Genomic DNA, 23,037 nt, shown 5'->3' on the forward strand with positions numbered 1-23,037 from the left:
GGCCCTCCCTCACATCCTAGAAAAATACATCCGCCGCCGTGATCGGCACCCGCCCCTTGGGGGTGCGCAAGATCAGACTACCGTGTTCATCCACATCCTCAAATATCCCGCGTGTCTCGTCGCGCATGGTCCGCGCCACGATCACTTCGCCCAGACGGGCCGCATGGGCCAGCCAGGCGGTGCGGATCGGCGCAAAGCCAAAGGTCTGAAACTGGGTTTCAAGCACGGCATATTCGCCAGCCAGCGCATCCAGAAACGCAGCGGGGGAAACAGATATGCCCGTTTCACCGATCACCGACACGGGGCGCAGGGCCCCCGCCTCCACCTGATCGGCACCGGGCGCATGGGCCAGGTTCACCCCGATCCCGATCGCCAGATGATCGCCGATATTCTCAAGCAAGATGCCCGCAACCTTCCCACCATTCAGCAACACATCATTGGGCCACTTCAAGGCAAAGGCCCCCTCGTCCCCGGTCACCCGGACAAAGGCACGGCGCAAGGCCAGCGATGCGACAAAGCTGCGCAGCGCCGCGATCCCGGGGGCCTCGACGCGGCGCATCATCAATGTCCCTGCAAAATTACCCTTCGGTGTGGCCCATGACCGCCCGCGACGCCCGCGCGCCGCCGTTTGTTCCTCGGCCAGAATCCAAAGCGGCCCGGTCAACTCTGGCGCACGCCGTGCCGCCTCGCTCAACGTGGAATCGATGCTCTCAAACACAAGACGCCCGTAACCATCCGGCCACGACGCGCCCTGCTTCTCTGGCTTGAAAATATCCCCGCCGGAGGCTCCCTCACGCACGGGGCCCACCAACCGATCAGTTGACCAGTGTCGCCGCCGCCGTGATGGCAGCACCCTCGACACCGAACATATTGGCAATACCGACCACCATGATCACAGCCGACGCAATGAGGAAGCCTGTCAGCAAACCGCTTTTCCCGCCATCCAGCCTGTCGTCACCCTCTTCGCCGAAATACATCAAAAAGACGATGCGCAGGTAGTAATAGGCACCAATCGCCGAGGCGACAGCACTTGCGGCCACCAGCCAGATCAGCCCCGCGTCAACGCCGGCTTGCCACACGCCGAACTTGGCAAAGAAACCCAGCATCGGCGGCACACCGGCCAGCGAGAACAGCAACACCAGCAGCGCCAATGCCTTACCGGGCGCGCGTTTGGAGTACATGTTCAGCGCCGCAATATCCGTGACCGGCTGGCCGTCTTTCTCCATGCTCAGGATAAAGGCAAATGTACCGATATTCATCGTCACATAGATCGCCATATAGACCAGCATCGCCTTGACGCCCAGTTGGGTGCCAGCCGCCAGACCGATCAATGCATATCCCATGTGGGCAATCGACGAATACGCCATCAGACGTTTGATGTTGGTCTGGCCAATGGCAGCAATCGCACCAAGGAACATCGACAGAACCGACAGCAACGCGATGATCTGGCTCCATTCGGCGACAGCATTGCCAAAGGCGTCATGCATCACGCGGGCGAACAGCGCCATTGCAGCAACCTTGGGGGCTGTCGCGAAAAACGCGGTGACAGGGGTCGGCGACCCTTCGTAAACGTCGGGGGTCCACATGTGGAAGGGCACAGCCGAGACTTTGAACGCCAGACCGGACATCAGGAATACGATCCCGAACAGCAATCCGAGGGAGGTCTCACCCGTCTGCGCAACGGTCATGATGCCTGCGAATTGCGTGGTGCCCGCATAGCCGTACACAAGCGACGCGCCATACAGCAACATCCCCGAGGACAAGGCACCAAGTACGAAATACTTCAGGCCCGCTTCTGTTGATTTCAGGCTGTCACGGCGCAGGGACGCGACCACATACAAGGCCAGCGATTGCAGCTCGAGGCCCATGTAAAGCGACATCAGGTCGCCTGCACTGACCATCATCATCATGCCCACAACGCTCAGGGCGACCAGAACCGGATATTCGAACCGCAGTAGGCCACGGCTTTTCATATAGGCCTCCGACATCGCCAGAACGGCAGCAGCGCTCAGCAGGATCGTCACCTTGGCAAAGCGGGCGAAGCCGTCTTCGATGAACAACCCGTTAAAGGCGATGCGTGTCTCGCCCGTGCCGGTCATCCCGATCCAGATCGCCAGCAGCACCATCAGCCCCGCCGTCAGCCAGACCAGCAAGGACCCCGTCTTGTCTTTAGACGTATAGACCGCCCCCAGCAGTGCCAGGATCGCAAAAAGCGACAGCACGATTTCGGGCAGGATGACATTCAGATCAGCGGAAATCATCGCGCGGTCCTTTATTCTGAGGCCATCTGGACAGCGGCACCTGCCGCCTCCAGGGCCGTATCATAGCTAGCAACAAGGGCGGAAACCGATGGTCCGATGATATCAAGGACCAGTGCCGGATAGACACCCAAAAGAAGAGTCATGACGATCAGCGGCGCGAAAATCCAACGCTCACGGGTCGTCATATCGGTGATTGTGCGCAGGCTTTCCTTGATCAGGTCACCCATCACAACGCGGCGGTACAGCCACAGCGCATAGGCCGCCGAGAAGATAACGCCGGTCGTCGCAACCGCAGCCACCCATGTGTTGACCTGGAAAATCCCCATCAATGTCAGGAATTCACCCACGAAACCGGATGTCCCCGGCAGGCCGACGTTCGCCATGGTAAAGAACATGAACACCAGCGCATAGGCAGGCATCCGGTTGACCAGACCGCCATAGGCGTCGATCTCGCGGGTGTGCATACGGTCATAGATCACGCCAACGCAGAGGAACAAGGCAGCCGAGATAAAGCCGTGGCTGACCATCTGGAAAATCGCCCCGTCCAGACCTTGCTGGTTGAAGGCAAAGATACCCATTGTCACGAAACCCATGTGGGCCACCGATGAATAGGCGATCAGCTTTTTCATGTCTTCCTGCACCAGCGCCACCAGCGAGGTATAGACAATCGCAATGGCGGACATCCACAGCACCAGCGGTGCCAGCACATCGGACCCGACAGGGAACATCGGCAGCGAGAACCGCAAGAAGCCGTAGCCGCCCATTTTCAACAGGATCGCCGCCAGGACGACAGAACCCGCAGTCGGGGCCTGAACGTGCGCATCAGGCAACCAGGTGTGGACGGGCCACATCGGCATTTTGACAGCAAAGCTGGCAAAGAAGGCCAAAAACAGCATGGTTTGCAAACCGCCAACCACTGTAATTCCGGCAATCGAGAATGTCTCGGAGGCAAAGGTATGGGTCAGCAGGCTGACTTCGCAGCCGCCAATACAGGTGGTGCCCGCATCGGCATACATCGCAACCATGGCCACCAGCATCAAAACCGAGCCAAGGAAGGTATAAAGGAAGAACTTGAAGCTGGCGTAAATCCGGTTCGCGCCACCCCAGATACCGATGATCAGGAACATCGGGATCAGGCCTGCTTCGAAGAACAGATAGAACAGCACCATATCCAGCGCCATGAACACGCCCAGCATCAGCGTTTCCAGCAGCAGGAAGGCGATCATGTATTCCTTGACCCGCGTGGTCACGTTCCAGCTGGCGGCGATCACCAGTGGCATCATGAAGGTGGTCAGCATCACAAACAGGATCGAAATCCCGTCGACGCCCATGCGGTATTTCAGACCCATGATCCAGGTCGCTTCGTCCACAAACTGGAAGCCGGTGTTGGACGGGTCAAAGTCGAACAGGATGAACAGTGAAATCAGGAAAGTGACAGTTGTTGTAATCAACGCCAGCCATTTTGCATTGCGTGCCGCTGCTTCGTCGTCGCCGCGCAGGAAGACGGCCAAGATCAGCGCCGCAAAGCTTGGCATGAAAGTAATGATGGAAAGCAAGTGATGATCCATTAGTTTGCCCCCCCGCTCATCGTCATCCATGTCACAAGGATCGCGATCCCGATCACCATGGCGAAGGCGTAGGTAAAGATGTAGCCAGATTGCGCACGACCCGCGAGCCGCGTGAGGAAGGGAATAATGCCCATGGCGATGCCATTCAGCGTCCCGTCGATGACATTCCCGTCGCCGCGCTTCCAAAAGAAACGACCGATGGCAGAAGCCGGTTTGACGAAGATCACGTTATAAATCTCGTCGAAATACCACTTGTTCAGGAAGAACAGGTAAAGCGGACGCTGGTTTGCCGCCAAACGGCCCGGCAGCGTCGGGTTCCAGATGTAGAACCACAGCGCCATGATCAGACCCAGCGACATTGCGATGAACGGGCTGACCTTGACCCAGGCAGGCGCTGCATGCGCATCGTCAAGCACGGTGTTATCGGGACCAAAGAACAAGGCACCTTCGCCCGGTGCACCAGCAAAGCTGGGCCCGTGGTGTGCGTCATCGCCATGGCCTGCATCCGTTGCGGCCGCACCATGGCTGTCTTCGGCACCTTCAACCTTGGCATCGCCACCAGCAGCCATTTCGGCCATCGGGATACCATAGAATTCGCCGATATCTTCGGCATGACCAAAGAAGCTGTTGTAAAACACCATCCCCGAGAAGATCGCACCAAGGCTAAGAACACCCAGCGGGATCAACATGACCATCGGGCTTTCATGCGCATGGTCATGGGTATGTTTGTCACCGCGCGGCTTGCCAAAGAAGGTCAGGAACATCAGGCGCCAGCTGTAGAAGCTGGTCATCGCCGCAGCAATCACCAACATCCAGAAAGCATAGGATGTGCCACCGGCCCAAGCGCTTTCAATGATCGCATCCTTGGACAGGAAGCCGGCGAAACCGAAATGGGTCAACGGAATGCCGACACCGGTGATGGCCAGCGTGCCGATCATCATCGCCCAGAACGTATAAGGGATCTTTTTGCGCAGACCGCCATAGTTGTTCATGTCCTGCTCGTGATGCATCGCGTGAATGACGGACCCTGCCCCAAGGAACAGCATCGCCTTAAAGAACGCGTGGGTCAGCAGGTGGAACATCGCGGCGGAATACATGCCAACGCCCGCAGCCACGAACATATAGCCAAGCTGTGAACAGGTCGAATAGGCGATGACGCGTTTGATGTCGGTCTGAACCAGACCCACAGTCGCGGCGAAAAACGCAGTCGTTGCACCGATAAAGGTCACGAACATCATCGCTTCGGGCGCGAATTCCATCAGGGGCGACATACGGCAGACAAGGAAAACACCCGCAGTCACCATCGTCGCGGCGTGGATCAGGGCGGACACAGGGGTCGGGCCTTCCATCGCGTCCGGCAACCATGTGTGCAAGAACAGCTGCGCCGATTTACCCATGGCACCGACAAACAGAAGGAAGGCAAGCAGGTTCGCCGCGTTCCAGTCAGCCCACAAGAAATGCAAGGTGGTGTTTGCCAGTTCAGGTGCCGCCGCGAAAACATCGTCGAACTTGATGCTGTCGGTCAGGTAGAACAGGCCAAAGATCCCAAGCGCAAACCCGAAGTCACCGACACGGTTGACCACGAAAGCCTTGATCGCCGCGGCATTGGCCGACGGTTTTTTGTAGTAAAAACCGATCAACAGATATGACGCAACGCCCACACCTTCCCAGCCAAAGAACATCTGAACAAGGTTATCGGCTGTAACCAGCATCAACATCGCAAAGGTGAAGAACGACAGATAGGCAAAGAAACGGGCACGGTAGGGCTCGTTGTCTTTGAAATTCTCGTCATGGGCCATGTAGCCAAAGGAATACAGGTGCACGAGGCTGGACACGGTGGTGATGACGATCAGCATGATCGCCGTCAAACGGTCCATGCGGATCGCCCAGTCTGTCGACAGGCTGCCGCTTTCGATCCAGCGCAACAGCTGGATATGCTCTGTCACACCGTCAAAGGTCAGGAAGACGACCCAGCTTAGGAAAGCCGCCAGAAACAACATCGCCGTAGCGAACCACTGTGCCGGCTTTTCGCCGATCAGTTTCCAGCCAAAACCCGTGATCAATGCACCCACAAGTGGTGCGAAAAGAATGATGCTTTCCATGATCTTAGCCCTTCATCACGTTGACATCTTCAACAGCAATCGAACCTCGGTTGCGGTTAAAGCAGACCAGAATGGCCAGACCGATCGCCGCTTCCGCAGCAGCAACAGTCAGAACGAACAAGGTAAAGACCTGCCCCACCATATCGCCCAGGAAATGCGAGAAAGCGACGAAGTTAATATTCACCGCCAAGAGCATAAGCTCGATCGACATCAACATGATGATGATGTTCTTGCGGTTCAGGAATAGCCCGAAAATGCCAATGACAAAAAGCGTCGCCGCCACTGTCAGGTAATGTTCAATTCCGATCATGTCGTCCCTCGGTTCTTTGCCCGTTTCGGGCGTTCTTTAGTTCTTGGCGGTCAAGGTTTCCACCCCGATCCCGTCGTTATCCGATGATGTTATAGCCGCCAAAGACAACGATCAGCACGAAAACCAGTACCACAATGGTATTTCGCGACATGGCTCACATCCTTGTTCGGGCAGGTCTTTACAGACCCTGCCCCGGTTTCACATCATTCAATTTCATGGCCTTGGCCGGATCGCGCATCATCTGAGCCACCACGTCCTGGCGTTTCACATCGCCACGATGGCGCAGCGTTAGGACAATCGCCCCGATCATCGCAACCAGCAGGATCAGACCCGCAAGCTGGAACAGCAGGAAATATTCGTCATACAGGATCAGGCCCAAGGCAGCCGTGTTCTGCACCTCGTCCGTGACCACCTGCGTGCGCAGCCCTTCGGCAGCGGCATTTGCATCCCATGCGCCAAAAGCCATCACGAATTGCATCAAAACGATCAATCCGATCAGCAGCCCCAACGGCATATAGCGCGCCATCTCGGCCTTCAGCTCGGTGAAATCGACGTCCAGCATCATCACAACGAACAAGAACAACACCGCAACCGCGCCCACATAGACGATGATCAGCAGCATCGCCACGAATTCGGCGTTCAGCATCACGAACAGACCGGCGGCACTCAGGAATGCCAGGATCAGCCACAACACCGAATGCACCGGGTTACGGCTGATGACGGTAAAAAGCCCGCCTGCAATCACGCTGATCGCAAAAAGATAAAATGCAAAAACGCTCATGCGTCACCTTCCTTGTCATCCAACACGCCCTGCGCAATCTGCATTGCACGGGTCATGGCAGGGATACCGGCAAAAACCGCCATCTGTCCAATCGTCTCAATCACTTGCTGCTTGTGCGCGCCCGCCTCGATCGCGTGGATCACGGACTGTTTCAGCGCGATATCGTTTTGGGCACCTTGCATGGTCAAACCTGCAATCGTCAGCAGCATCCGCGTTTTGGCATCCAACCCGTCGGGATTCAGCGTGTTGCCAAAAAACGTTTCCATCATGTCCTTGGGCATCTTGCCCATCATCGCCTCGAACCCCTTTGGCGAAAACGCATCCATCGCCGGAAAGGCCTTGGCCATATCCTGCATCTGACGCATCATTTCTTCAAAAGGGTTGGAGGGATTGGTCATCTGTAAGGTGCATCCATCTCGAGGTTGCGGGCAATTTCGGCTTCCCAACGGTCGCCGTTTTCCAGCAACTTGGCCTTGTCGTAATACAGCTCTTCGCGGGTCTCGGTCGAGAATTCGAAATTCGGCCCCTCGACAATCGCATCCACCGGGCAGGCTTCCTGACAGAAACCGCAGTAGATGCATTTCGTCATGTCGATGTCATAGCGCGTGGTGCGGCGGCTGCCGTCATCACGGGGTTCGGCGTCGATCGTGATCGCTTGCGCAGGGCACACGGCCTCGCACAGTTTACACGCGATGCAGCGTTCTTCGCCGTTTGCATAGCGGCGCAAGGCATGTTCACCGCGGAAACGCGGGGACAAAGGCCCCTTTTCATGCGGGTAGTTGATCGTCGCCTTGGGCTTGAACATATACTTAATGCCCAGCTTCAGACCGTGATAGAAATCCTGCAACAGGAAATATTTGGCGTGACGGGTATAGTCTGTCATCGGATCAGCCCCCTACTGTCCAGCGTGCGTAAACACCCCAGAACCATTCGAATTTTGCGGCAAAGGCAACGAAAACCACCCAGAACAACGAGAACGGAAGGAAGACTTTCCAGCCCAAGCGCATCAACTGGTCATAGCGGTAGCGTGGTGTGATCGCCTTGACCAAGGAGAAGAAGAAGAACACCAGACCCATTTTGGCGACCATCCAGAAGATGCCATCAGGCAGGCCCGGGATCGGGGACAACCAACCGCCAAAGAACATCAGCGAGATCAGCGCGCACATCAACACGACGGCAACCAGTTCGCCGATCATGAACAGCAGGAACGGGGTGGATGAATATTCAACCTGATAGCCGGCAACCAATTCCGATTCCGCTTCGGGCAGATCGAATGGAGGGCGGTTTGTTTCAGCCAAGGCACTGATAAAGAACAGGATCAACATCGGGAAGTGCGGCAACCAGTACCAGCTTAGCAAGCCATAGTCGCTGTCTTGTGCTGCAACGATGCCGCTAAAGTTCATCGATCCGGTGGAAATGATCACACCGATGATGATCAAGCCGATCGACACCTCGTAAGAGATCATCTGCGCGGCAGAGCGCAAGCTGCCCAAGAAGGGGTATTTGGAGTTCGAGGCCCACCCGCCCATGATCACGCCATACACCTCGAGAGAGGAAACCGCGAAGACGAACAGGATCGCGACGTTGATGTCGGACAACACCCAACCGTCATTGAACGGGATCACCGCCCAGGCAACCAGCGCCATGACCAGACTGACCATCGGGGCCAGGAAGAACACGGGCCGGTCCGCACCCGCAGGCACGACGATCTCTTTGACGATGTATTTGCCGAAATCCGCAAAGGATTGCAGCAAACCATATATACCAACCACGTTCGGACCCCGACGAAGCTGAACGCTCGCCCAGATCTTGCGGTCTGCATACATAAGGAAGGCAAGCGCCAGAAGCAAAGGCACGACGATCAAAAGGATCTGCCCGATAATCAGCAGGATCATGCCCAGCGTGGTGTTAAAAAAGAAGTCAGCCATAGGTCCTCACACCGTCGGTATGCCGCGTTCCATGCAATTTTGCACGGTTACTTCGGCATCAATTGTCTTCAAGCCCCGTGGCAGGCTTGGCGAGATGGTGTAAACAGCATCTGCGTGCCAGACGCCACCCACGATCTCAACATTTGTGCGCACGTGACGGGCAAATCCAAAGCCCCGGATCAAAGTATACCGCGCCGCCGCACATTCCGCGTATTCTGCCACGTTATCAGCTGACCGCGCCTTGGTCATTGCCACGTTGAACTGAACCAGATCGCCGTCAAGCAACTTGGTCTCCACGCCTTGATAATCAGGGATAAAATCCTCTGCCATGGGCACCTGCGCTTCGCAGGCGGCCATAAATGCAGGGAGTATCATCATCCCCAAAACCCTCACTCTGCCGCCAAAGGCGCTTCGCGGCGGGCTTTGGCATTTGCCGAAAGCTCTGCCATCAACTGGCTGGCCCGCGCGATGGGGTTGGACAGGTAGAAATCAGCGATCGCAGGCTGGAACGCCGCATCCGCCATTTTGCCCTGTGCCACAGCTTGCCAGTCGTTTTCAGCAACCTGATCGACGTTCCCCAGATGCGGAACCTCGGCAACCAATGCCTTGCGCAAGGCGGCCAGCGAATCGAACGGAAGCGTGGCCCCCAATTCGGCGCTTAGCGCACGCAGGATGGCCCAGTTTTCCTTGGCCTGACCGGGTGCAAAGCTGGCACGAGCCGCCAGTTGGGGCCGTCCTTCCGTGTTCACAAACAGGCCTGCTTCTTCGGTATAGGCGGCACCGGGCAGGATGATATCGGCACGATGTGCGCCGCGATCCCCGTGCGAGCCTTGGTAAATCACGAATGGTCCGGCAGGGATGTCACCCTCGTCCGCGCCAAGATTATAGACAACATCGGCAGCCACGACATCACCAACGCCACCGTCGGTGACAGCGCCGATATCCATTGCGCCCACACGGGACGCCGCAGTGTGCAGCACCATAAAGCCCGATTTCGTTGCTTCGGCCAAGGCCATCGCTGCGGCCAGAACCGCGGCACCGTCTTCGCGGGCCAATGCGCCCATGCCGACAATGACCAAGGACGGCTTGTCCGCCACCTCGGTGTGGTCGCGCTTGAGCAGATCGGCCAGAACCGATGGGCCATCGCCCAAATGCGCATGTTCATAGGTCAGATCGGCAGCAGGGCCGACGTGACCGATATTGGCACCGCGTGACCACGCCTTGCGAATGCGCGCGTTCAGAACAGGTGCTTCGATCGCGGGGTTCGTACCGATCAGCATGATCGCTTGGGCCGTGTCGATATCCTCGACCGCCGCCGTCCCGACATAGCCGGACCGGTTGCCCGCTGGCAGCTTTGCACCATCGGTGCGGCATTCAACGACGCCGCCCTGCCCTTCGATCATCTGCTTCAAGGCGAATGCAGCCTCGACCGGAACCAGATCACCGATCAGACCGGCAACTTTCTTGCCCTTCATCGCGGTGGCGACAGCGGCCAGCGCTTCGGGCCATTCGGCTTTGCGCAGCTTGCCGTTTTCACGGATGTAAGGTGTATCCAGACGCTGGCGGCGCAGGCCGTCCCAGACGAAACGGGTTTTGTCGGAAATCCATTCTTCGTTCACGCCGTCATGGTTGCGTGGCAACATGCGCATGACTTCGCGGCCTTTGGTATCAACACGGATGTTGGACCCAAGCGCATCCATCACGTCAATGGATTCGGTTTTGGACAATTCCCAAGGGCGCGCGGTAAAGGCATATGGCTTCGACACCAATGCACCAACAGGGCACAGATCGATGATGTTGCCCTGAAGGTTCGAATCAAGCGTCTGCCCCAGATAGGCTGTGATCTCGGCGTCTTCCCCACGGCCCGTCTGGCCCATCTGGTGAATGCCGGCAACTTCTGTGGTGAAACGAACGCAACGGGTGCAGGAAATGCAGCGCGTCATGTGGGTTTCAACCAGTGGCCCCAGATCAAGATCTTCGGTCGCGCGCTTGGGCTCACGGTAACGGCTGAAATCAACGCCATATGCCATCGCCTGATCCTGCAAGTCACACTCGCCGCCCTGATCGCAAATCGGGCAATCCAGCGGGTGGTTGATCAGCAGGAATTCCATCACGCCCTCGCGGGCCTTTTTAACCATGGGCGAATTGGTTTTGACAACCGGTGCCTGGCCTTCGGGGCCGGGGCGCAAATCGCGCACCTGCATCGCGCAAGACGCGGCTGGCTTGGGCGGACCGCCGACAACTTCGACAAGACACATCCGGCAATTGCCCGCAATCGACAGACGTTCGTGGTAGCAGAAACGTGGAATTTCCACGCCCGCTTCCTCGCACGCCTGAATAAGCGTCATTGCCCCTTCGACTTCGACTTCTTTACCGTCAATGATGATCTTGCGGATATCGCTCATATGCTTACTTCGCTCTCAGTAACGAACCTATACGGCTCGATTTTTGGATTTCTGCGCGGCCTAACGTACAATAGCTTTGTGGATCGGAAGTATCGACCCCATTTGCCTCTAAATATGCAGCACCACGGGCTTTCATGCGCGCTTTTTCTTCGGGGCTTTTGCGGTAGGCGTCAATTTCGGCATCTGTATACCCCAAAGACCGCGCGGTTTGCTGGATATTGTTCAAATAACTGATGGCGCGGATCATGCGGGCGGAAATATCGGGGCATTCCTTGCGAATCTTGTCGGCCAGTCCCAAATCCAGCAACGCGCCATCTACAGCCGCCACATCACGCAGCGGTGACTTCGCAGCGACAGGGCTGGCCAGCAGCGCCACAGACACCACAGCAATCAATACGTTACGCATCTTACTCTCCTCATGCAGGGGGCGGAATGCCCCGTCTGCATATGGGAACCGACATGGTTGTTATGCAATAACATCCCGAAATCAGCCATTTGCATGCCGTGTGTCGCGCAAACCATCACGAAGGGCAAGACCCAGAAAAGGTCAAACTATCCCCAACGAGCTGCAAATTTTCCGAAGGCGTATCAGGCCCCACAACCCACATGATATCGGAACTGCCATAGGTGTTCACGCAATATACCGTCGCCTCGTAACGCGCGGCCTCGCGGGCACCGTCAATCGACTGCGACGCGTTCTTGACCACCAGCGTGAACACGTCACGTTGGCCATCAACCTTGCTGATCTTGGTCTTGAAAAACTTGCCATCAAAGGCGATCCGGTCCTCTTGGGACGTGCAGCCCGCCAAGGCCACCGTGGCCATAAATGCACAAACAATAAACTTCATAGTTTTACTCCGCCGCTGTGGCTTGGCACCCGTCGCTGCGCCAGCGCGTTGCCTGTTTCAGATGCGCCCAGCCAAACGCATGGTCACTGTCGCCGTTTTCGCGCAAATGGTCCAGTCGCGCCAGTGCTTCTTCCAAAGTGGGGCGATGGCCTTTTGGGACCCACCACATCACAAAATGCATTTTATCCAAGACTTCAAACCATTCACGACGCCGCGCATAGAACTGTTTGTGAATGGTCCCCCAGACGAATTGTTCAAGGGTTTCAACGTCTTCCCAGACCGTCAGGTTTGAAACATGCTGCGGGTCGCCGTCGATCTTGGCATCGGTGTTGCCCGTCCCCGGTTCGCCCGACCCTTCCATCATCCAGACAAAGCCGGGCATCCGCTTGCCCATGCCATTGATCCGGTCAAGGTTGTCCATAAATTCGGCGACACGCGGGTCACCTGTTGGGGCCAAAAGCCGCCCGACGTTCAGCTCGGCCAGATGCATGTCGTCCATCACCGTCTCCGATCACGCAAGGGGGCCACGCCATCCAGCGCTTTGCGCAGAAAGGCGATGGCCAGATTGCCGCCGATATAGATCAACCCCACCAGCGCCGCATAGGTCCACACCGGCACGACCTTGGCCGATATCGCCAGATGCGTCGCCCAAACGGGTGTCGCAAAAACCGCGAGGGTTACCAAAGCCGCAGCAAGGCTTAGCAGACCGTCCCAGATATTGCGGAAAAATCCCATGCGCGTTCCTTGTTGCGGCCAAGCGCTGGCAGCAGCCCCTTTAAAAGGCCGCGACCACTGTCATGATCACCAGTGCCAGAATGCAGAACAATCCGATGCCAAAGCACAGCGACCGCGCCGCCTGATTGGTTGTGCGGATGTGAACAAACGCCATTACAGCACGTGCCACAATAAACACCGACGCAAACAGGTTGACCCAGAACGGCGAAGCACCGATCAGAATTGCCGCAACTGTGGTCGCGATAAACGGGCCGGAGGTTTCAACGGCATTCATGAACGCACGTTCACTGCGGTACCACGGATCGTCGTAATTCCGCTTGGGCTTGCCACAGTCGCACCGGTTTTCGGGGGTACGCCCACGGGTCGATGCGGCACCCAAAACGCTGATCAACAGCGCCCAAAGGGCAAGGGATGCGATGGCATGGCTATAGGCGGCAAATGCTTCCATGATCATTCCGCCGCCACGGCACTGACGCGGCCGGTGCGCTTGTGCTTGATACGGTCTTCGATTTCGTCACGGAAGTGACGGATCAGACCTTGGATCGGCCAGGCTGCCGCATCGCCAAGGGCACAGATCGTGTGGCCTTCAACTTGCTTGGTCACGTCCAGCAGCATGTCGATTTCTTCGGGTTCGGCATCGCCGGTCACCAGACGGTCCATCACGCGCATCATCCAGCCGGTGCCTTCACGGCACGGCGTGCACTGGCCACAGCTTTCGTGCTTGTAGAATTTGGCCAAACGCCAGATCGCCTTGATCACGTCGGTAGAGTTATCCATGACGATAACCGCAGCCGTACCCAGACCCGACCGCTGCTCGCGCAGGTAATCGAAATCCATGATCGCGTCGCGCATCTGTGCGCCGGGGATCATCGGAACAGACGACCCGCCCGGAATAACGGCCTTGAGGTTGTCCCAGCCACCGCGAATACCGCCGCAATGCTTTTCGATCAGTTCTTCAAAGCCGATGCTCATCGCTTCTTCGACGACGCAAGGGTTGTTGACGTGACCGGAAATCGCAAACAGCTTGGTGCCCGCATTGTTGGGGCGGCCAAAGCTCGAGAACCACTCGGGCCCGCGGCGCAGGATCGTTGGCACAACGGCGATCGATTCCACATTGTTCACCGTGGTCGGGCAGCCATACAGACCGGCACCCGCAGGGAATGGCGGCTTCATGCGCGGCATGCCTTTTTTGCCCTCAAGGCTTTCCAGCAATGCGGTTTCTTCGCCGCAGATATAGGCCCCTGCTCCGTGGTGCAGATAGATATCGAAATCATAGCCGGATTTGCAGGCGTTCTTGCCCACCAGACCCGCATCATAGGCCTCGTCAATCGCGGCCTGAAGCGCCTCTTTTTCGCGGATATATTCGCCGCGGATGTAGATATAGCAGGCGTTGGCCTGCATGGCGAAGCTGGCGATCAGACAGCCTTCGACCAGCGTATGCGGATCGTGGCGCATGATTTCGCGGTCTTTACAGGTGCCGGGCTCGGATTCATCGGCGTTCACCACCAGATAGCTGGGGCGGCCGTCGCTTTCCTTGGGCATGAAAGACCATTTCAGACCGGTCGGGAAACCCGCACCACCCCGACCGCGCAGGCCTGACGCCTTCATCTGGTCGATAATCCATTCGCGGCCGTTCTTCAGGATATTCGCCGTGCCATCCCAATGGCCACGCGCCTGCGCGCCCTTCAGCGTCCGGTCGTGCATACCGTAGATATTGGTAAAGATGCGGTCTTGATCCTGGAGCATGTCGCTTCCCTTTATGTCTCGCAGCAGTGCTGCGCTTACTGTTCTATTCCTGTGCGGCGTACCGCGTTTTCTTTTAGTCGTTGCGGCTTGCCGCGCGGGCCTTGCGCATCTGATAGATATTAACCATCGCCCAGATCAAGGCACCCAAGGCAGCAAAGTCAAACAACAAGGCATAGCGCCCCGGCAACCCGAACTGCGGCGCAAGCCACTGCAGGGCAATCCAAAGCAACATGGTGCCTGCGATGACCAACGCCACCATCCGGCCCTTGCGGGCGAGTGCGATGTTTTCTTCTTCGGTCATCTGTCAGGCACCACGTCAGGCTTCAGGTTTTCTTGGTGCGGGCAGAGAATTCGGTCTCGCCGCCAGCAGCCAGAATTTTTGCCTGCTCCATCCAGTTGTCACGCGCGATGCGGCCCTTAAAGCGAACCCGCGCGTCAACCCATGCAATTTCCTGCGCGCCCCAATTGGCGATCTGGTCAAAGTGATAGAACCCCAACTCGTTCAGGGTCTGTTCCAGCTTGGGGCCCACACCGCTGATACGCTTGAGGTCATCCGCCCCACCTGCCCGCGCCTGGGTCAGGGTTTCGGGCTGGCTTTGAACCGTGTCGGCAGGGACATCCACAAACGCCGCAGGCGCAACTGGCGCGGCGGCTGTTTTCTTCGGCGCGGTTTTTTGCTTGGGTGCTGCGGCTTTCTTGGGGGCTGCGGTTTTCTTGACCGGAGCCGCCTTTTCGGGCGCAGCAGCTACGGCTTTCCCAGAGGCCACGGCCTTCTTGGGGGCTGCGGTCTTTTTCGCCGGGGCTTTTTCGGCCTTGGGCGCTTCGTATTTATAGGTACCCTTGCGCGCGGCCAGTTCTTGCTGGCCCTTCAAAGGCGTGCTGGGCTTCATCCCGGAAAATGCCGCCTTTTCAGGTGCGGCGGCAGAAGCATCGAGGGCGCTTGCAGCGGCCTCGGATGGGGCGGGCGCAACATCGGCAGAAGCCTGCGCGGCAGGTGCGGCAGACGCAACAGGCGCTTCGGGGGCCGCTGTCGCCGAAGCGGTCGCAGCAGCGCCAGAAGATGCGGCGGAAGATGGCGCTGCGGCAGACGCAACAGGCGCATCGGAAATCTTGTCACACCAGATGTTTGACAGAACGAAAAAAGCCACCACACCGAAAACGATACCAAGGATAACGGACAGGAAAAAACCCCAGCCAAAGATCGCCCAAAACAAAAGAGCGGCACCAAGGCCGATACCGGCCCCCCACCAGGTGCACCCACGTTTACACTGTTCTTTTTCTGTCAAATTTGTCATGTCCGTCCCTTTGTTGCCATTCAAGATGATCTATTATGCCTTATAGATATCATCTTTTTTGGCGCGGGACGAGAATTCTGTTTCCTCGCCTGCGGCCAGCTTTTTGGCCTGATCAACCCAAGCGTCGCGGGTCGCGCGGCCCTTGAAGCCGGCAAGGTTCTGATCGACCCAAGCCAGTTCATCTGCTGTCCAGTTGGCGACCTGGTCAAAATGGAAGAAACCCAATGAGTTAACCATCTTTTCAAGCTTTGGTCCGATGCCCTTGATCAGCTTCAGATCATCCGCAGCCCCACCCCGTGGCGCATCAAGCATCGCAGGTTTCGTACCCCCTGCTTGGGCGTTATTTTCGGCCACGGCAGGCTTGGCTTTGGGTGTTTTCGGCGCCGGGGCAACGCTGCCCTGTGCCGGTTTGCCGACGGCTTTGACACCTTTGGCTTCGCCGGGGGCTTCGGATTTTTTGTCGGAACTGTCACCGACATTGCGCGGCGCGGCTTGCTCTGCTGCGGTGCGCCCGCCTTGGGCACCATCGGGCCCAGCCGGCGGCATCAGGTCGTCGTATTTCGCGGGTTTGCCGGATGTCTTGCCGGCATCCTTGCCCTGCCAAGGGGCGGAAAACGGCACTTCTGTCCCGTCGATCCGTTTCAACGTATCGCCAATATCAACCGCCAACTGGACGCTGGCGTTATATTGCGTCTTGCCGCTGTCGTGATCCGTGAGGCTGGTCAAACCGGACAAAGGCTCGGACGCATAGCGGCCGTTCTGGGGACCGGGAACCGGCACTTTGCCCGCTGCCATATCGTCGATCATCGCCGAGAAACCCTCGGTGGTCAGATCCTCGTAATAATCCTTGCCGATCTGGGCCATGGGTGCGTTGGAACAGGCTCCGAGACATTCGACCTCTTCCCACGAAAACTTGCCATCAGCGCTGATTTCATGGGGCTTGGCAGCGATCTTTTCCTTGCAGACCGCGATCAGGTCTTCGGCACCGCAGATCATGCAGGATGTGGTGCCACAAATCTGGAAATGCGCGACTTCGCCCACGGGCTGAAGCTGGAACATGAAATAGAATGTCGCAACTTCGAGACCACGGATATAGGCCAGCCCCAGCATGTCGGACACATGTTCGATTGCAGGGCGGCTGAGCCAGCCCTCCTGTTCCTGCGCACGCCACAACAGCGGGATGATCGCGCTGGCCTGACGGCCTTCGGGGTATTTGGTGATCTGCGCTTCGGCCCATACCTGGTTGTCGGGGGTAAAGGCAAAGCTTGTCGGTTGGTCAGGGTGTAGACGGCGCAGCATCAGATCAGGCTTTCGTTCTGGCAGAGACGGCAGGTGCCTCCGGCGGGAGTTTATTTTGCAAAATGAAAACGGCGGGCAGGCTCAACGGTCGACCTCGCCAAAGACGATGTCCATGGTACCGATGATGGCCGCGACATCCGCCAGCTGGTGGCCTTTGGCCAGATAATCCATGGCTTGCAGATGCAGATAGCCCGGCGCGCGCAATTTGGCGCGGTAGGGTTTATTGGTACCGTCAGCGACAAGATACACGCCGAATTCGCCCTTGGGCGCTTCGACCGCGCAATAGACTTCGCCGGCGGGAACGTGGAACCCTTCGGTGTACAGCTTGAAGTGGTGGATCAGGCTTTCCATGTCGGTCTTCATCGCGGAGCGGCTGGGCGGTGTGATCTTGCCACGTGCCAGCACATCGCCCTGCCCTTCGGGTGCGCGCAGTTTCGCGATGGCCTGCTGGATGATGTAGGTCGACTGGCGCATTTCTTCCATGCGGACAAGGTAGCGGTCATAGCAGTCGCCATTCACGCCCGTCGGGATCTGGAAGTCGAATTCGTCATAGCATTCATAGGGCTGCGCGCGGCGCAAATCCCAGGCCATGCCAGACCCGCGCACCATCACGCCCGAAAAACCCCAATCCTGGATGTCTTGGGTGCTGACAACACCGATATCGACATTGCGCTGTTTGAAAATGCGGTTTTCAGTCAGCAATTCGTCGATGTCGACCATGAAGCCGGACAGGAATTTATGCGACCAGGTTTCGATATCGTCCAGCAAGGCCGGTGGCAGATCCTGATGCACACCGCCGGGGCGGAAATAGGCCGCGTGCAGACGGGCACCGCAAGCGCGTTCATAAAAGATCATCAGATCTTCGCGTTCCTCAAAGCCCCAAAGCGGCGGGGTCAACGCACCGACGTCCATCGCCTGCGTCGTGACGTTCAGCAGGTGCGACAGGATGCGGCCGATTTCGGAATAAAGCACGCGGATCAGCGAAGCGCGGCGCGGCACGACAACGCCGGTCAGCTTTTCAATCGCCAGACACCAGGCATGTTCCTGGTTCATCGGGGCCACGTAATCGAGCCGGTCGAAATACGGGAGGTTTTGCAGATAGGTGCGGCTTTCCATCAGCTTTTCGGTGCCACGGTGCAGCAGGCCGATATGCGGGTCGCACCGTTCGACGATCTCGCCGTCCAGTTCAAGCACCAGACGCAAAACGCCGTGGGCCGCAGGGTGCTGCGGGCCAAAGTTGATGTTGAAATTGCGGATTTTCTGTTCGCCTGTCAGGGCGTCTTCGAAACCTTTGGTACCGTCCATCATTTACGCTCCAACTCGGCCAGTTTGACGCCCATCCACCACAGCAAGGCGATCACGCCAAAGGGGACGACGCAGGCCGCAGCCCAGTATTTGTTGATCCCGAAGAACGGCAAAAGCCGCACCATCGGGATGATTGTGAGGGCTGAAAGAACAAACCACCAGATGCCTCCCATCACTTCGCCTCCGGCTTTTCGTCGCCGGGAAGAATGTATTCGGCACCTTCCCAGGGCGACATGAAATCGAACTGGCGGTATTCCTGAACCAGCGACACGGGTTCATAAACAACGCGCTTTTCGACCTCGTCATAGCGGACTTCGGTATAGCCGGTGGTCGGGAAATCCTTGCGCAGCGGGTGGCCGCGGAAACCATAGTCGGTCAGCAAGCGGCGCAAATCCGGGTGGCCTGCGAACAGGATGCCGAACATGTCGAACACTTCACGCTCGAACCAGTTGGCGGAGGGGTGGATGTCGACGATCGACGGCACCATGTCTTCCTCGCGGGCGGCGACCCGCAGGCGGATGCGCTGGTTCTGGAACATCGACAAAAAGTGGTAGATCACGTCGAACCGCTTGGCCCGCCCGGGGTAATCCACAGCCGTGATATCAACCAGCGAGGTAAAGCGGCAGGTTGCGTCACCTTTGATGAATTCCACGAGACCCGGCAAATTCGCCTGGGTCACGTCCATGTTCAGCTCGCCAAAGGAGATGTCCCAACCCAGGATGCAGTCAGGGCGTTTCGCTTCGATGTAAGCGCCAAGTTCGTTCAGTTGTTCTGACATATCAGCCCCTTAGCGAACAATTGTGCCGGTGCGGCGCATTTTGCGCTGCAATTGCATGATACCGTACAACAGCGCCTCTGCCGTGGGCGGGCAGCCGGGTACATAAACGTCAACGGGCACGATCCGGTCACAGCCGCGCACCACGGAATAGCTGTAGTGGTAATACCCGCCGCCATTGGCACAAGACCCCATCGAGATCACATAGCGTGGCTCGGGCATCTGGTCATAGACCTTGCGCAGGGCGGGTGCCATCTTGTTGGTCAGCGTACCGGCCACGATCATCAGATCGGACTGGCGCGGGGATGCGCGCGGGGCTGTGCCGAACCGTTCAAGGTCATAGCGCGGCATCGAGGTGTGCATCATTTCGACCGCGCAACAGGCCAGACCAAAGGTCATCCAGTGCAGCGAACCGGTGCGCGCCCAGTTGATCAGGTCTTCGGTCGAGGTCAGCAAGAACCCTTTGTCCTGCAGTTCCTTGTTCAGGTTTTGGGTGGCCACATCGCGGTCCATCCCGGCCGAATAGGCCCCGGCGGCTGCTACTGCCATTCCAAAGCTCCCTTTTTCCATTCATACGCAAAACCGGCGGTCAGCACGGCCAAGAAAACCATCATCGACCAGAAACCGGCCATGCTCACATCCTGAAAGGCGACGGCCCAGGGAAAGAGAAATGCAATTTCGAGGTCAAAAATAATGAAAAGAATCGACACAAGATAGAACCGTACGTCGAATTTCATCCGTGCATCGTCAAATGCGTTAAAGCCACATTCGTAGGCCGACACTTTTTCAGGGTCCGGATTACGCACCGCAATGACCACGGCGGCCAATATCAAAACAAGGCCAAGGCCAATGGCAACAGCCAAGAAAATAAGGATCGGCAGGTATTCCCGCATCATCTCGTCCAAGGGGAAGCTCCTTTGCGTATCTGGCGCGGCTATGCGCCTTACCTGTCAGGCTGCGAACCTGACTGAATGGGGTTTACTCCGCCGCCTCGTCAGGGTCAACCGAACCCGCCATTTTTGAGGGTTTCCGTTTCACCATGGATGAGCGGGCAGATCAGTGGCTCTGGGGGTGCCTATTTCCTGCGCGCATCGACATAATCCCGCCAGCTGTGTTCGGGCGCAAAGCCAAGCAGCGCGCGGGCCTTTGCGTTGGTAAAAAATGTCTCGTTTTCGCCCATCTCGCGGGTTTGCGGGACGTCTTTATAATACTGTGCGATCAATTCCGACGTTGTGCGGTCCACCGAATGGTCGTCATTGGCGACATTGAACACCTCATAACCCAGCCCGTCCGTCTTTAGGCAGCGGGCCACCATCTGCCCCAGATCGCGCGCATCAATATAGGCAAAGATATTGCGGCGGCGCTGGTCGGGGTCGTCGATGAAATTCGGAAAAATCCGCGCATATTCATCAGGCTCGATCACGTTGTTGATTCGAAGCCCGTAAATATCGGCCCCCGTGCGCGCCTGAAAACTGCGCGCCGTCGCCTCGTTACAGACCTTGGACATGGCATAACTGTCTTGCGGGACGGTCGGGTGGTCCTCGTCCATCGGGATATACTGCGGTTTGACCTCTCCATCGGCAAAGCAGATGCCATATGCCGTCTCGGAGGACGCAAAGATCACCTTGCGCACCCCGGCCTTGAGCGCGGCATCGATGACATTATAGGTGCCAAGGGTGTTCACCCGAAACACCTCGTTGTCAGAGCGGATCAGAATGCGCGGGATCGCTGCAAAATGCACCACCGCATCAAAGCGCGGCATACCGTGGCCCGGTTCCAGCTCTCCCAGATTGGCATAGCTTTGCATGACGTCGAACATCTGCCCGGCATCGGTCATATCGGCAATGCGGTTGTCGACACCGGGATAGTCCAGCGGCACAAGGTCGACATTCAACACCTGATGCCCCTGATCCATCAGATAGGGCACCACATGCCGCCCCGCCTTGCCGCTGCCGCCTGTAAACAAAATCCGCATCATGCCCTCCCGGTGTGTCTTCTACGTCCGAGGTAACGCAACACGGGTCGCGGTCAAGCCTTTATCCATGCCGGTTTGCGCTTGTCGAAAAACGCACCGATTCCCTCGGCGGCTTCGTCGGTCTCCCATCTTGCGGCCAGCGCCGCGATGGTGTGCCCCACGACCTCGGCGTCAATCCGCGGCCCCAGATCGCGGGCCAATTGCTTTGCCGCGGCGACCGCACCGGGTGCGCAAGACAGATAGGGCAGGACTTCGGCCTCGATTGCGGCATCAAGGTCCTGAGCCGGAACGATCCGCGCCAGCAGGCCCAGATCAACGGCTTCATCCGCCCCGAACAACCGCGCCGACATGAACACACGCCGCGCGCGCCCCTCGCCCATGCGGGCCAGCACATAGGGGCCGATGGTCGCCGGGATGATGCCCAGCCGCGTCTCGGTGAACCCCATCTTGAGGGTATCTACACCGACCGCCACATCGCAGACCGACGCCATCCCGACCCCGCCGCCAAAGGCGTTGCCCTGCACCCGCCCGATCAACGGCTTGGGCAGCGCATTCAACGCGCCCAGCATCGCGGCCAGCTTGCCAGCCTCGGCCGACCGTGTGGCCGCATCCATATCGCGCTGCGCCTGCATCCAGCCCAGATCGCCGCCCGCGCAAAACGACTTGCCCGCACCGGTCAGAATGACAACCCGCACGCTGTCATCCGCACCCAGCTGCGCCGCCGCCTGGCTCAGCTCCGCGATCATCTGCGCCGACATGGCGTTGTGCTTGTCTTCACGCGCCAGCGTCAGCGTGGCGACCCCGCGCGGGTCTGTCTCGACCCTTATCGTCTCGTACATCAGCCGGTCCTCATCTGCCGCGCCATGGCGGCGGCTTCCTCGATCAAGGCTTGATCCAGCCCCGTTTTATACCCGAGCGCGGTCAGATGCGCATTCACCGCCTCGGTCGCTACATTGCCCGCCGCACCGGGCGCATAGGGGCACCCGCCAAGACCGCCAACAGCCGCATCAAACACCCGCACCCCCATGGACAGCGACGCATCAATATTATCAATCGCCCGCCCGTTGGTATCGTGAAAATGCCCCGCAAGCCGCCCCACAGGGACAACATCACGCACCGCCAGCAGCATCTTGGCAATGCTGTCAGGCGTCCCTGCGCCGATGGTATCGCCCAAAGACACCTCGTAACATCCCATGGCAAACAGCCGGTCGGCCACCGCAGCAACCTGCGCAGGCGATACCACCCCGTCATAGGGGCATTTGATGACGCAAGACACATAGCCTCTTACAGGCATGTCCACATGCCGCGCCTCTTCCAGAATGGGGGCGAAACGCTCGAACGCCTCGTCAATGCTGGCGTTGATGTTCTTCTGGCTGAACCCCTCACTGGCCGAGGCAAAGATCGCGATTTCATCGGCCTTGGCCGCCACCGCATCCTCATAGCCGCGCATGTTCGGCGTCAACGCTGCATAGCGCACCCCCTCGGCACGTTTGATCCCGGCCAGAACCTCACCCGATCCCGCCATTTGCGGCACCCATTTGGGGCTGACAAAACTCGCCACCTCGATCCGTGAAAACCCGGCCCGGCTTAGCAAATCGACCAAGGCAATCTTTTCGGCCACCGGAATTTCGCGCGCCTCGTTCTGAAGCCCGTCCCGAGGCCCCACCTCGAATATTTCACAAACGCCCTTGTCCATTTCCGTCC

Annotated in this window: 28 protein-coding genes; all 28 read right to left on the minus strand. The window is 58.1% G+C overall.

Annotated features, from left to right (window positions below):
- Positions 1–16: 16 nt before the first annotated feature.
- The 28 genes from HGT1_RS07770 to HGT1_RS07905 all read right to left on the minus strand — a co-directional run bounded on the left by HGT1_RS07770 (position 17) and on the right by HGT1_RS07905 (position 23,029).
- Positions 17–799 (minus strand): biotin--[acetyl-CoA-carboxylase] ligase, encoded by a 783-nt coding sequence (locus tag HGT1_RS07770; protein WP_255200134.1) that lies wholly within the window; start codon positions 797–799, stop codon positions 17–19.
- 16 nt (positions 800–815) lie between these two features.
- Complete coding sequence (nuoN, locus tag HGT1_RS07775) at positions 816–2,261, minus strand: NADH-quinone oxidoreductase subunit NuoN (RefSeq protein ID WP_176249359.1); 1,446 nt, start codon at positions 2,259–2,261, stop codon at positions 816–818.
- Positions 2,262–2,272: 11 nt separating this feature from the next.
- On the minus strand, positions 2,273–3,829 hold the full coding sequence (locus HGT1_RS07780; protein WP_176249360.1) for an NADH-quinone oxidoreductase subunit M: 1,557 nt from the start codon (positions 3,827–3,829) through the stop codon (positions 2,273–2,275).
- Positions 3,829–5,931, minus strand: coding sequence for an NADH-quinone oxidoreductase subunit L (nuoL, locus tag HGT1_RS07785; RefSeq protein ID WP_176249361.1), 2,103 nt, complete (start codon positions 5,929–5,931; stop codon positions 3,829–3,831). The genes HGT1_RS07780 and nuoL overlap by 1 nt, the downstream gene beginning before the upstream one ends.
- Before the next feature lie 4 nt (positions 5,932–5,935).
- Entirely contained in the window at positions 5,936–6,241 is a 306-nt protein-coding gene (gene nuoK, locus HGT1_RS07790) for an NADH-quinone oxidoreductase subunit NuoK (protein WP_176249362.1), read from the minus strand.
- A 178-nt stretch (positions 6,242–6,419) separates the two neighbouring features.
- Positions 6,420–7,022: an NADH-quinone oxidoreductase subunit J gene (locus HGT1_RS07795; protein ID WP_176249363.1), complete on the minus strand. Its 603-nt coding sequence runs from the start codon at positions 7,020–7,022 to the stop codon at positions 6,420–6,422.
- Positions 7,019–7,420, minus strand: coding sequence for a carboxymuconolactone decarboxylase family protein (locus HGT1_RS07800; protein WP_176249364.1), 402 nt, complete (start codon positions 7,418–7,420; stop codon positions 7,019–7,021). The genes HGT1_RS07795 and HGT1_RS07800 overlap by 4 nt, the downstream gene beginning before the upstream one ends.
- On the minus strand, positions 7,417–7,905 hold the full coding sequence (nuoI, locus tag HGT1_RS07805) for an NADH-quinone oxidoreductase subunit NuoI (protein WP_176249365.1): 489 nt from the start codon (positions 7,903–7,905) through the stop codon (positions 7,417–7,419). Before nuoI ends, HGT1_RS07800 begins: the two co-directional genes overlap by 4 nt.
- Before the next feature lie 4 nt (positions 7,906–7,909).
- A complete protein-coding gene (gene nuoH / locus HGT1_RS07810) occupies positions 7,910–8,950 on the minus strand; it encodes an NADH-quinone oxidoreductase subunit NuoH (protein WP_176249366.1) in 1,041 nt (346 codons plus the stop codon).
- 6 nt (positions 8,951–8,956) lie between these two features.
- Positions 8,957–9,325 carry a hypothetical protein gene (locus HGT1_RS07815; protein WP_176249731.1) on the minus strand — a complete coding sequence of 123 codons (369 nt, stop codon included), beginning with the start codon at positions 9,323–9,325 and terminating at the stop codon, positions 8,957–8,959.
- A 14-nt stretch (positions 9,326–9,339) separates the two neighbouring features.
- Positions 9,340–11,355 (minus strand): NADH-quinone oxidoreductase subunit NuoG, encoded by a 2,016-nt coding sequence (nuoG, locus tag HGT1_RS07820; protein ID WP_176249367.1) that lies wholly within the window; start codon positions 11,353–11,355, stop codon positions 9,340–9,342.
- 4 nt (positions 11,356–11,359) lie between these two features.
- Positions 11,360–11,761, minus strand: a complete 402-nt coding sequence (locus HGT1_RS07825; protein ID WP_176249368.1) for a DUF5333 domain-containing protein — start codon at positions 11,759–11,761, stop codon at positions 11,360–11,362.
- Positions 11,762–11,876: 115 nt separating this feature from the next.
- Complete coding sequence (locus HGT1_RS07830; protein ID WP_255200135.1) at positions 11,877–12,203, minus strand: hypothetical protein; 327 nt, start codon at positions 12,201–12,203, stop codon at positions 11,877–11,879.
- Between the two features lie 4 nt (positions 12,204–12,207).
- Positions 12,208–12,702, minus strand: coding sequence for a DUF3291 domain-containing protein (locus HGT1_RS07835; RefSeq protein ID WP_176249369.1), 495 nt, complete (start codon positions 12,700–12,702; stop codon positions 12,208–12,210).
- Positions 12,702–12,938 carry a hypothetical protein gene (locus HGT1_RS07840; RefSeq protein WP_176249370.1) on the minus strand — a complete coding sequence of 79 codons (237 nt, stop codon included), beginning with the start codon at positions 12,936–12,938 and terminating at the stop codon, positions 12,702–12,704. Before HGT1_RS07840 ends, HGT1_RS07835 begins: the two co-directional genes overlap by 1 nt.
- 40 nt (positions 12,939–12,978) lie before the next feature.
- The gene (locus HGT1_RS07845; RefSeq protein WP_176249371.1) at positions 12,979–13,386 is read right to left on the minus strand and encodes an MAPEG family protein; all 408 of its coding nucleotides are present in this window, start codon (positions 13,384–13,386) and stop codon (positions 12,979–12,981) included.
- A 2-nt stretch (positions 13,387–13,388) separates the two neighbouring features.
- Complete coding sequence (gene nuoF / locus HGT1_RS07850; RefSeq protein ID WP_176249372.1) at positions 13,389–14,684, minus strand: NADH-quinone oxidoreductase subunit NuoF; 1,296 nt, start codon at positions 14,682–14,684, stop codon at positions 13,389–13,391.
- 73 nt (positions 14,685–14,757) lie between these two features.
- Positions 14,758–14,985: a DUF5337 domain-containing protein gene (locus tag HGT1_RS07855; RefSeq protein WP_176249373.1), complete on the minus strand. Its 228-nt coding sequence runs from the start codon at positions 14,983–14,985 to the stop codon at positions 14,758–14,760.
- A gap of 22 nt (positions 14,986–15,007) precedes the next feature.
- Complete coding sequence (locus HGT1_RS07860; RefSeq protein WP_176249374.1) at positions 15,008–15,979, minus strand: endonuclease; 972 nt, start codon at positions 15,977–15,979, stop codon at positions 15,008–15,010.
- Between the two features lie 33 nt (positions 15,980–16,012).
- Positions 16,013–17,278, minus strand: a complete 1,266-nt coding sequence (locus HGT1_RS07865; RefSeq protein WP_176249375.1) for an NADH-quinone oxidoreductase subunit E — start codon at positions 17,276–17,278, stop codon at positions 16,013–16,015.
- A gap of 81 nt (positions 17,279–17,359) precedes the next feature.
- The gene (locus HGT1_RS07870; protein ID WP_176249733.1) at positions 17,360–18,583 is read right to left on the minus strand and encodes an NADH-quinone oxidoreductase subunit D; all 1,224 of its coding nucleotides are present in this window, start codon (positions 18,581–18,583) and stop codon (positions 17,360–17,362) included.
- A complete protein-coding gene (locus HGT1_RS07875) occupies positions 18,583–18,759 on the minus strand; it encodes a hypothetical protein (protein ID WP_176249072.1) in 177 nt (58 codons plus the stop codon). The genes HGT1_RS07870 and HGT1_RS07875 overlap by 1 nt, the downstream gene beginning before the upstream one ends.
- Positions 18,756–19,361: an NADH-quinone oxidoreductase subunit C gene (locus HGT1_RS07880; RefSeq protein ID WP_176249376.1), complete on the minus strand. Its 606-nt coding sequence runs from the start codon at positions 19,359–19,361 to the stop codon at positions 18,756–18,758. The genes HGT1_RS07875 and HGT1_RS07880 overlap by 4 nt, the downstream gene beginning before the upstream one ends.
- Positions 19,362–19,370: 9 nt before the next feature.
- Complete coding sequence (locus tag HGT1_RS07885) at positions 19,371–19,907, minus strand: NADH-quinone oxidoreductase subunit B family protein (RefSeq protein ID WP_176249377.1); 537 nt, start codon at positions 19,905–19,907, stop codon at positions 19,371–19,373.
- Positions 19,898–20,263 (minus strand): NADH-quinone oxidoreductase subunit A, encoded by a 366-nt coding sequence (locus tag HGT1_RS07890; RefSeq protein WP_176249378.1) that lies wholly within the window; start codon positions 20,261–20,263, stop codon positions 19,898–19,900. Before HGT1_RS07890 ends, HGT1_RS07885 begins: the two co-directional genes overlap by 10 nt.
- A 170-nt stretch (positions 20,264–20,433) precedes the next feature.
- Positions 20,434–21,333 carry an NAD(P)-dependent oxidoreductase gene (locus HGT1_RS07895; RefSeq protein WP_176249379.1) on the minus strand — a complete coding sequence of 300 codons (900 nt, stop codon included), beginning with the start codon at positions 21,331–21,333 and terminating at the stop codon, positions 20,434–20,436.
- A gap of 53 nt (positions 21,334–21,386) precedes the next feature.
- Positions 21,387–22,172, minus strand: a complete 786-nt coding sequence (locus tag HGT1_RS07900; RefSeq protein WP_176249380.1) for a crotonase/enoyl-CoA hydratase family protein — start codon at positions 22,170–22,172, stop codon at positions 21,387–21,389.
- Positions 22,172–23,029, minus strand: a complete 858-nt coding sequence (locus HGT1_RS07905; RefSeq protein ID WP_176249381.1) for a hydroxymethylglutaryl-CoA lyase — start codon at positions 23,027–23,029, stop codon at positions 22,172–22,174. Before HGT1_RS07905 ends, HGT1_RS07900 begins: the two co-directional genes overlap by 1 nt.
- Positions 23,030–23,037 lie beyond the last annotated feature (8 nt).

Source organism: Sulfitobacter sp. HGT1 (assembly GCF_013282155.1).
Classification (GTDB): domain Bacteria; phylum Pseudomonadota; class Alphaproteobacteria; order Rhodobacterales; family Rhodobacteraceae; genus Sulfitobacter.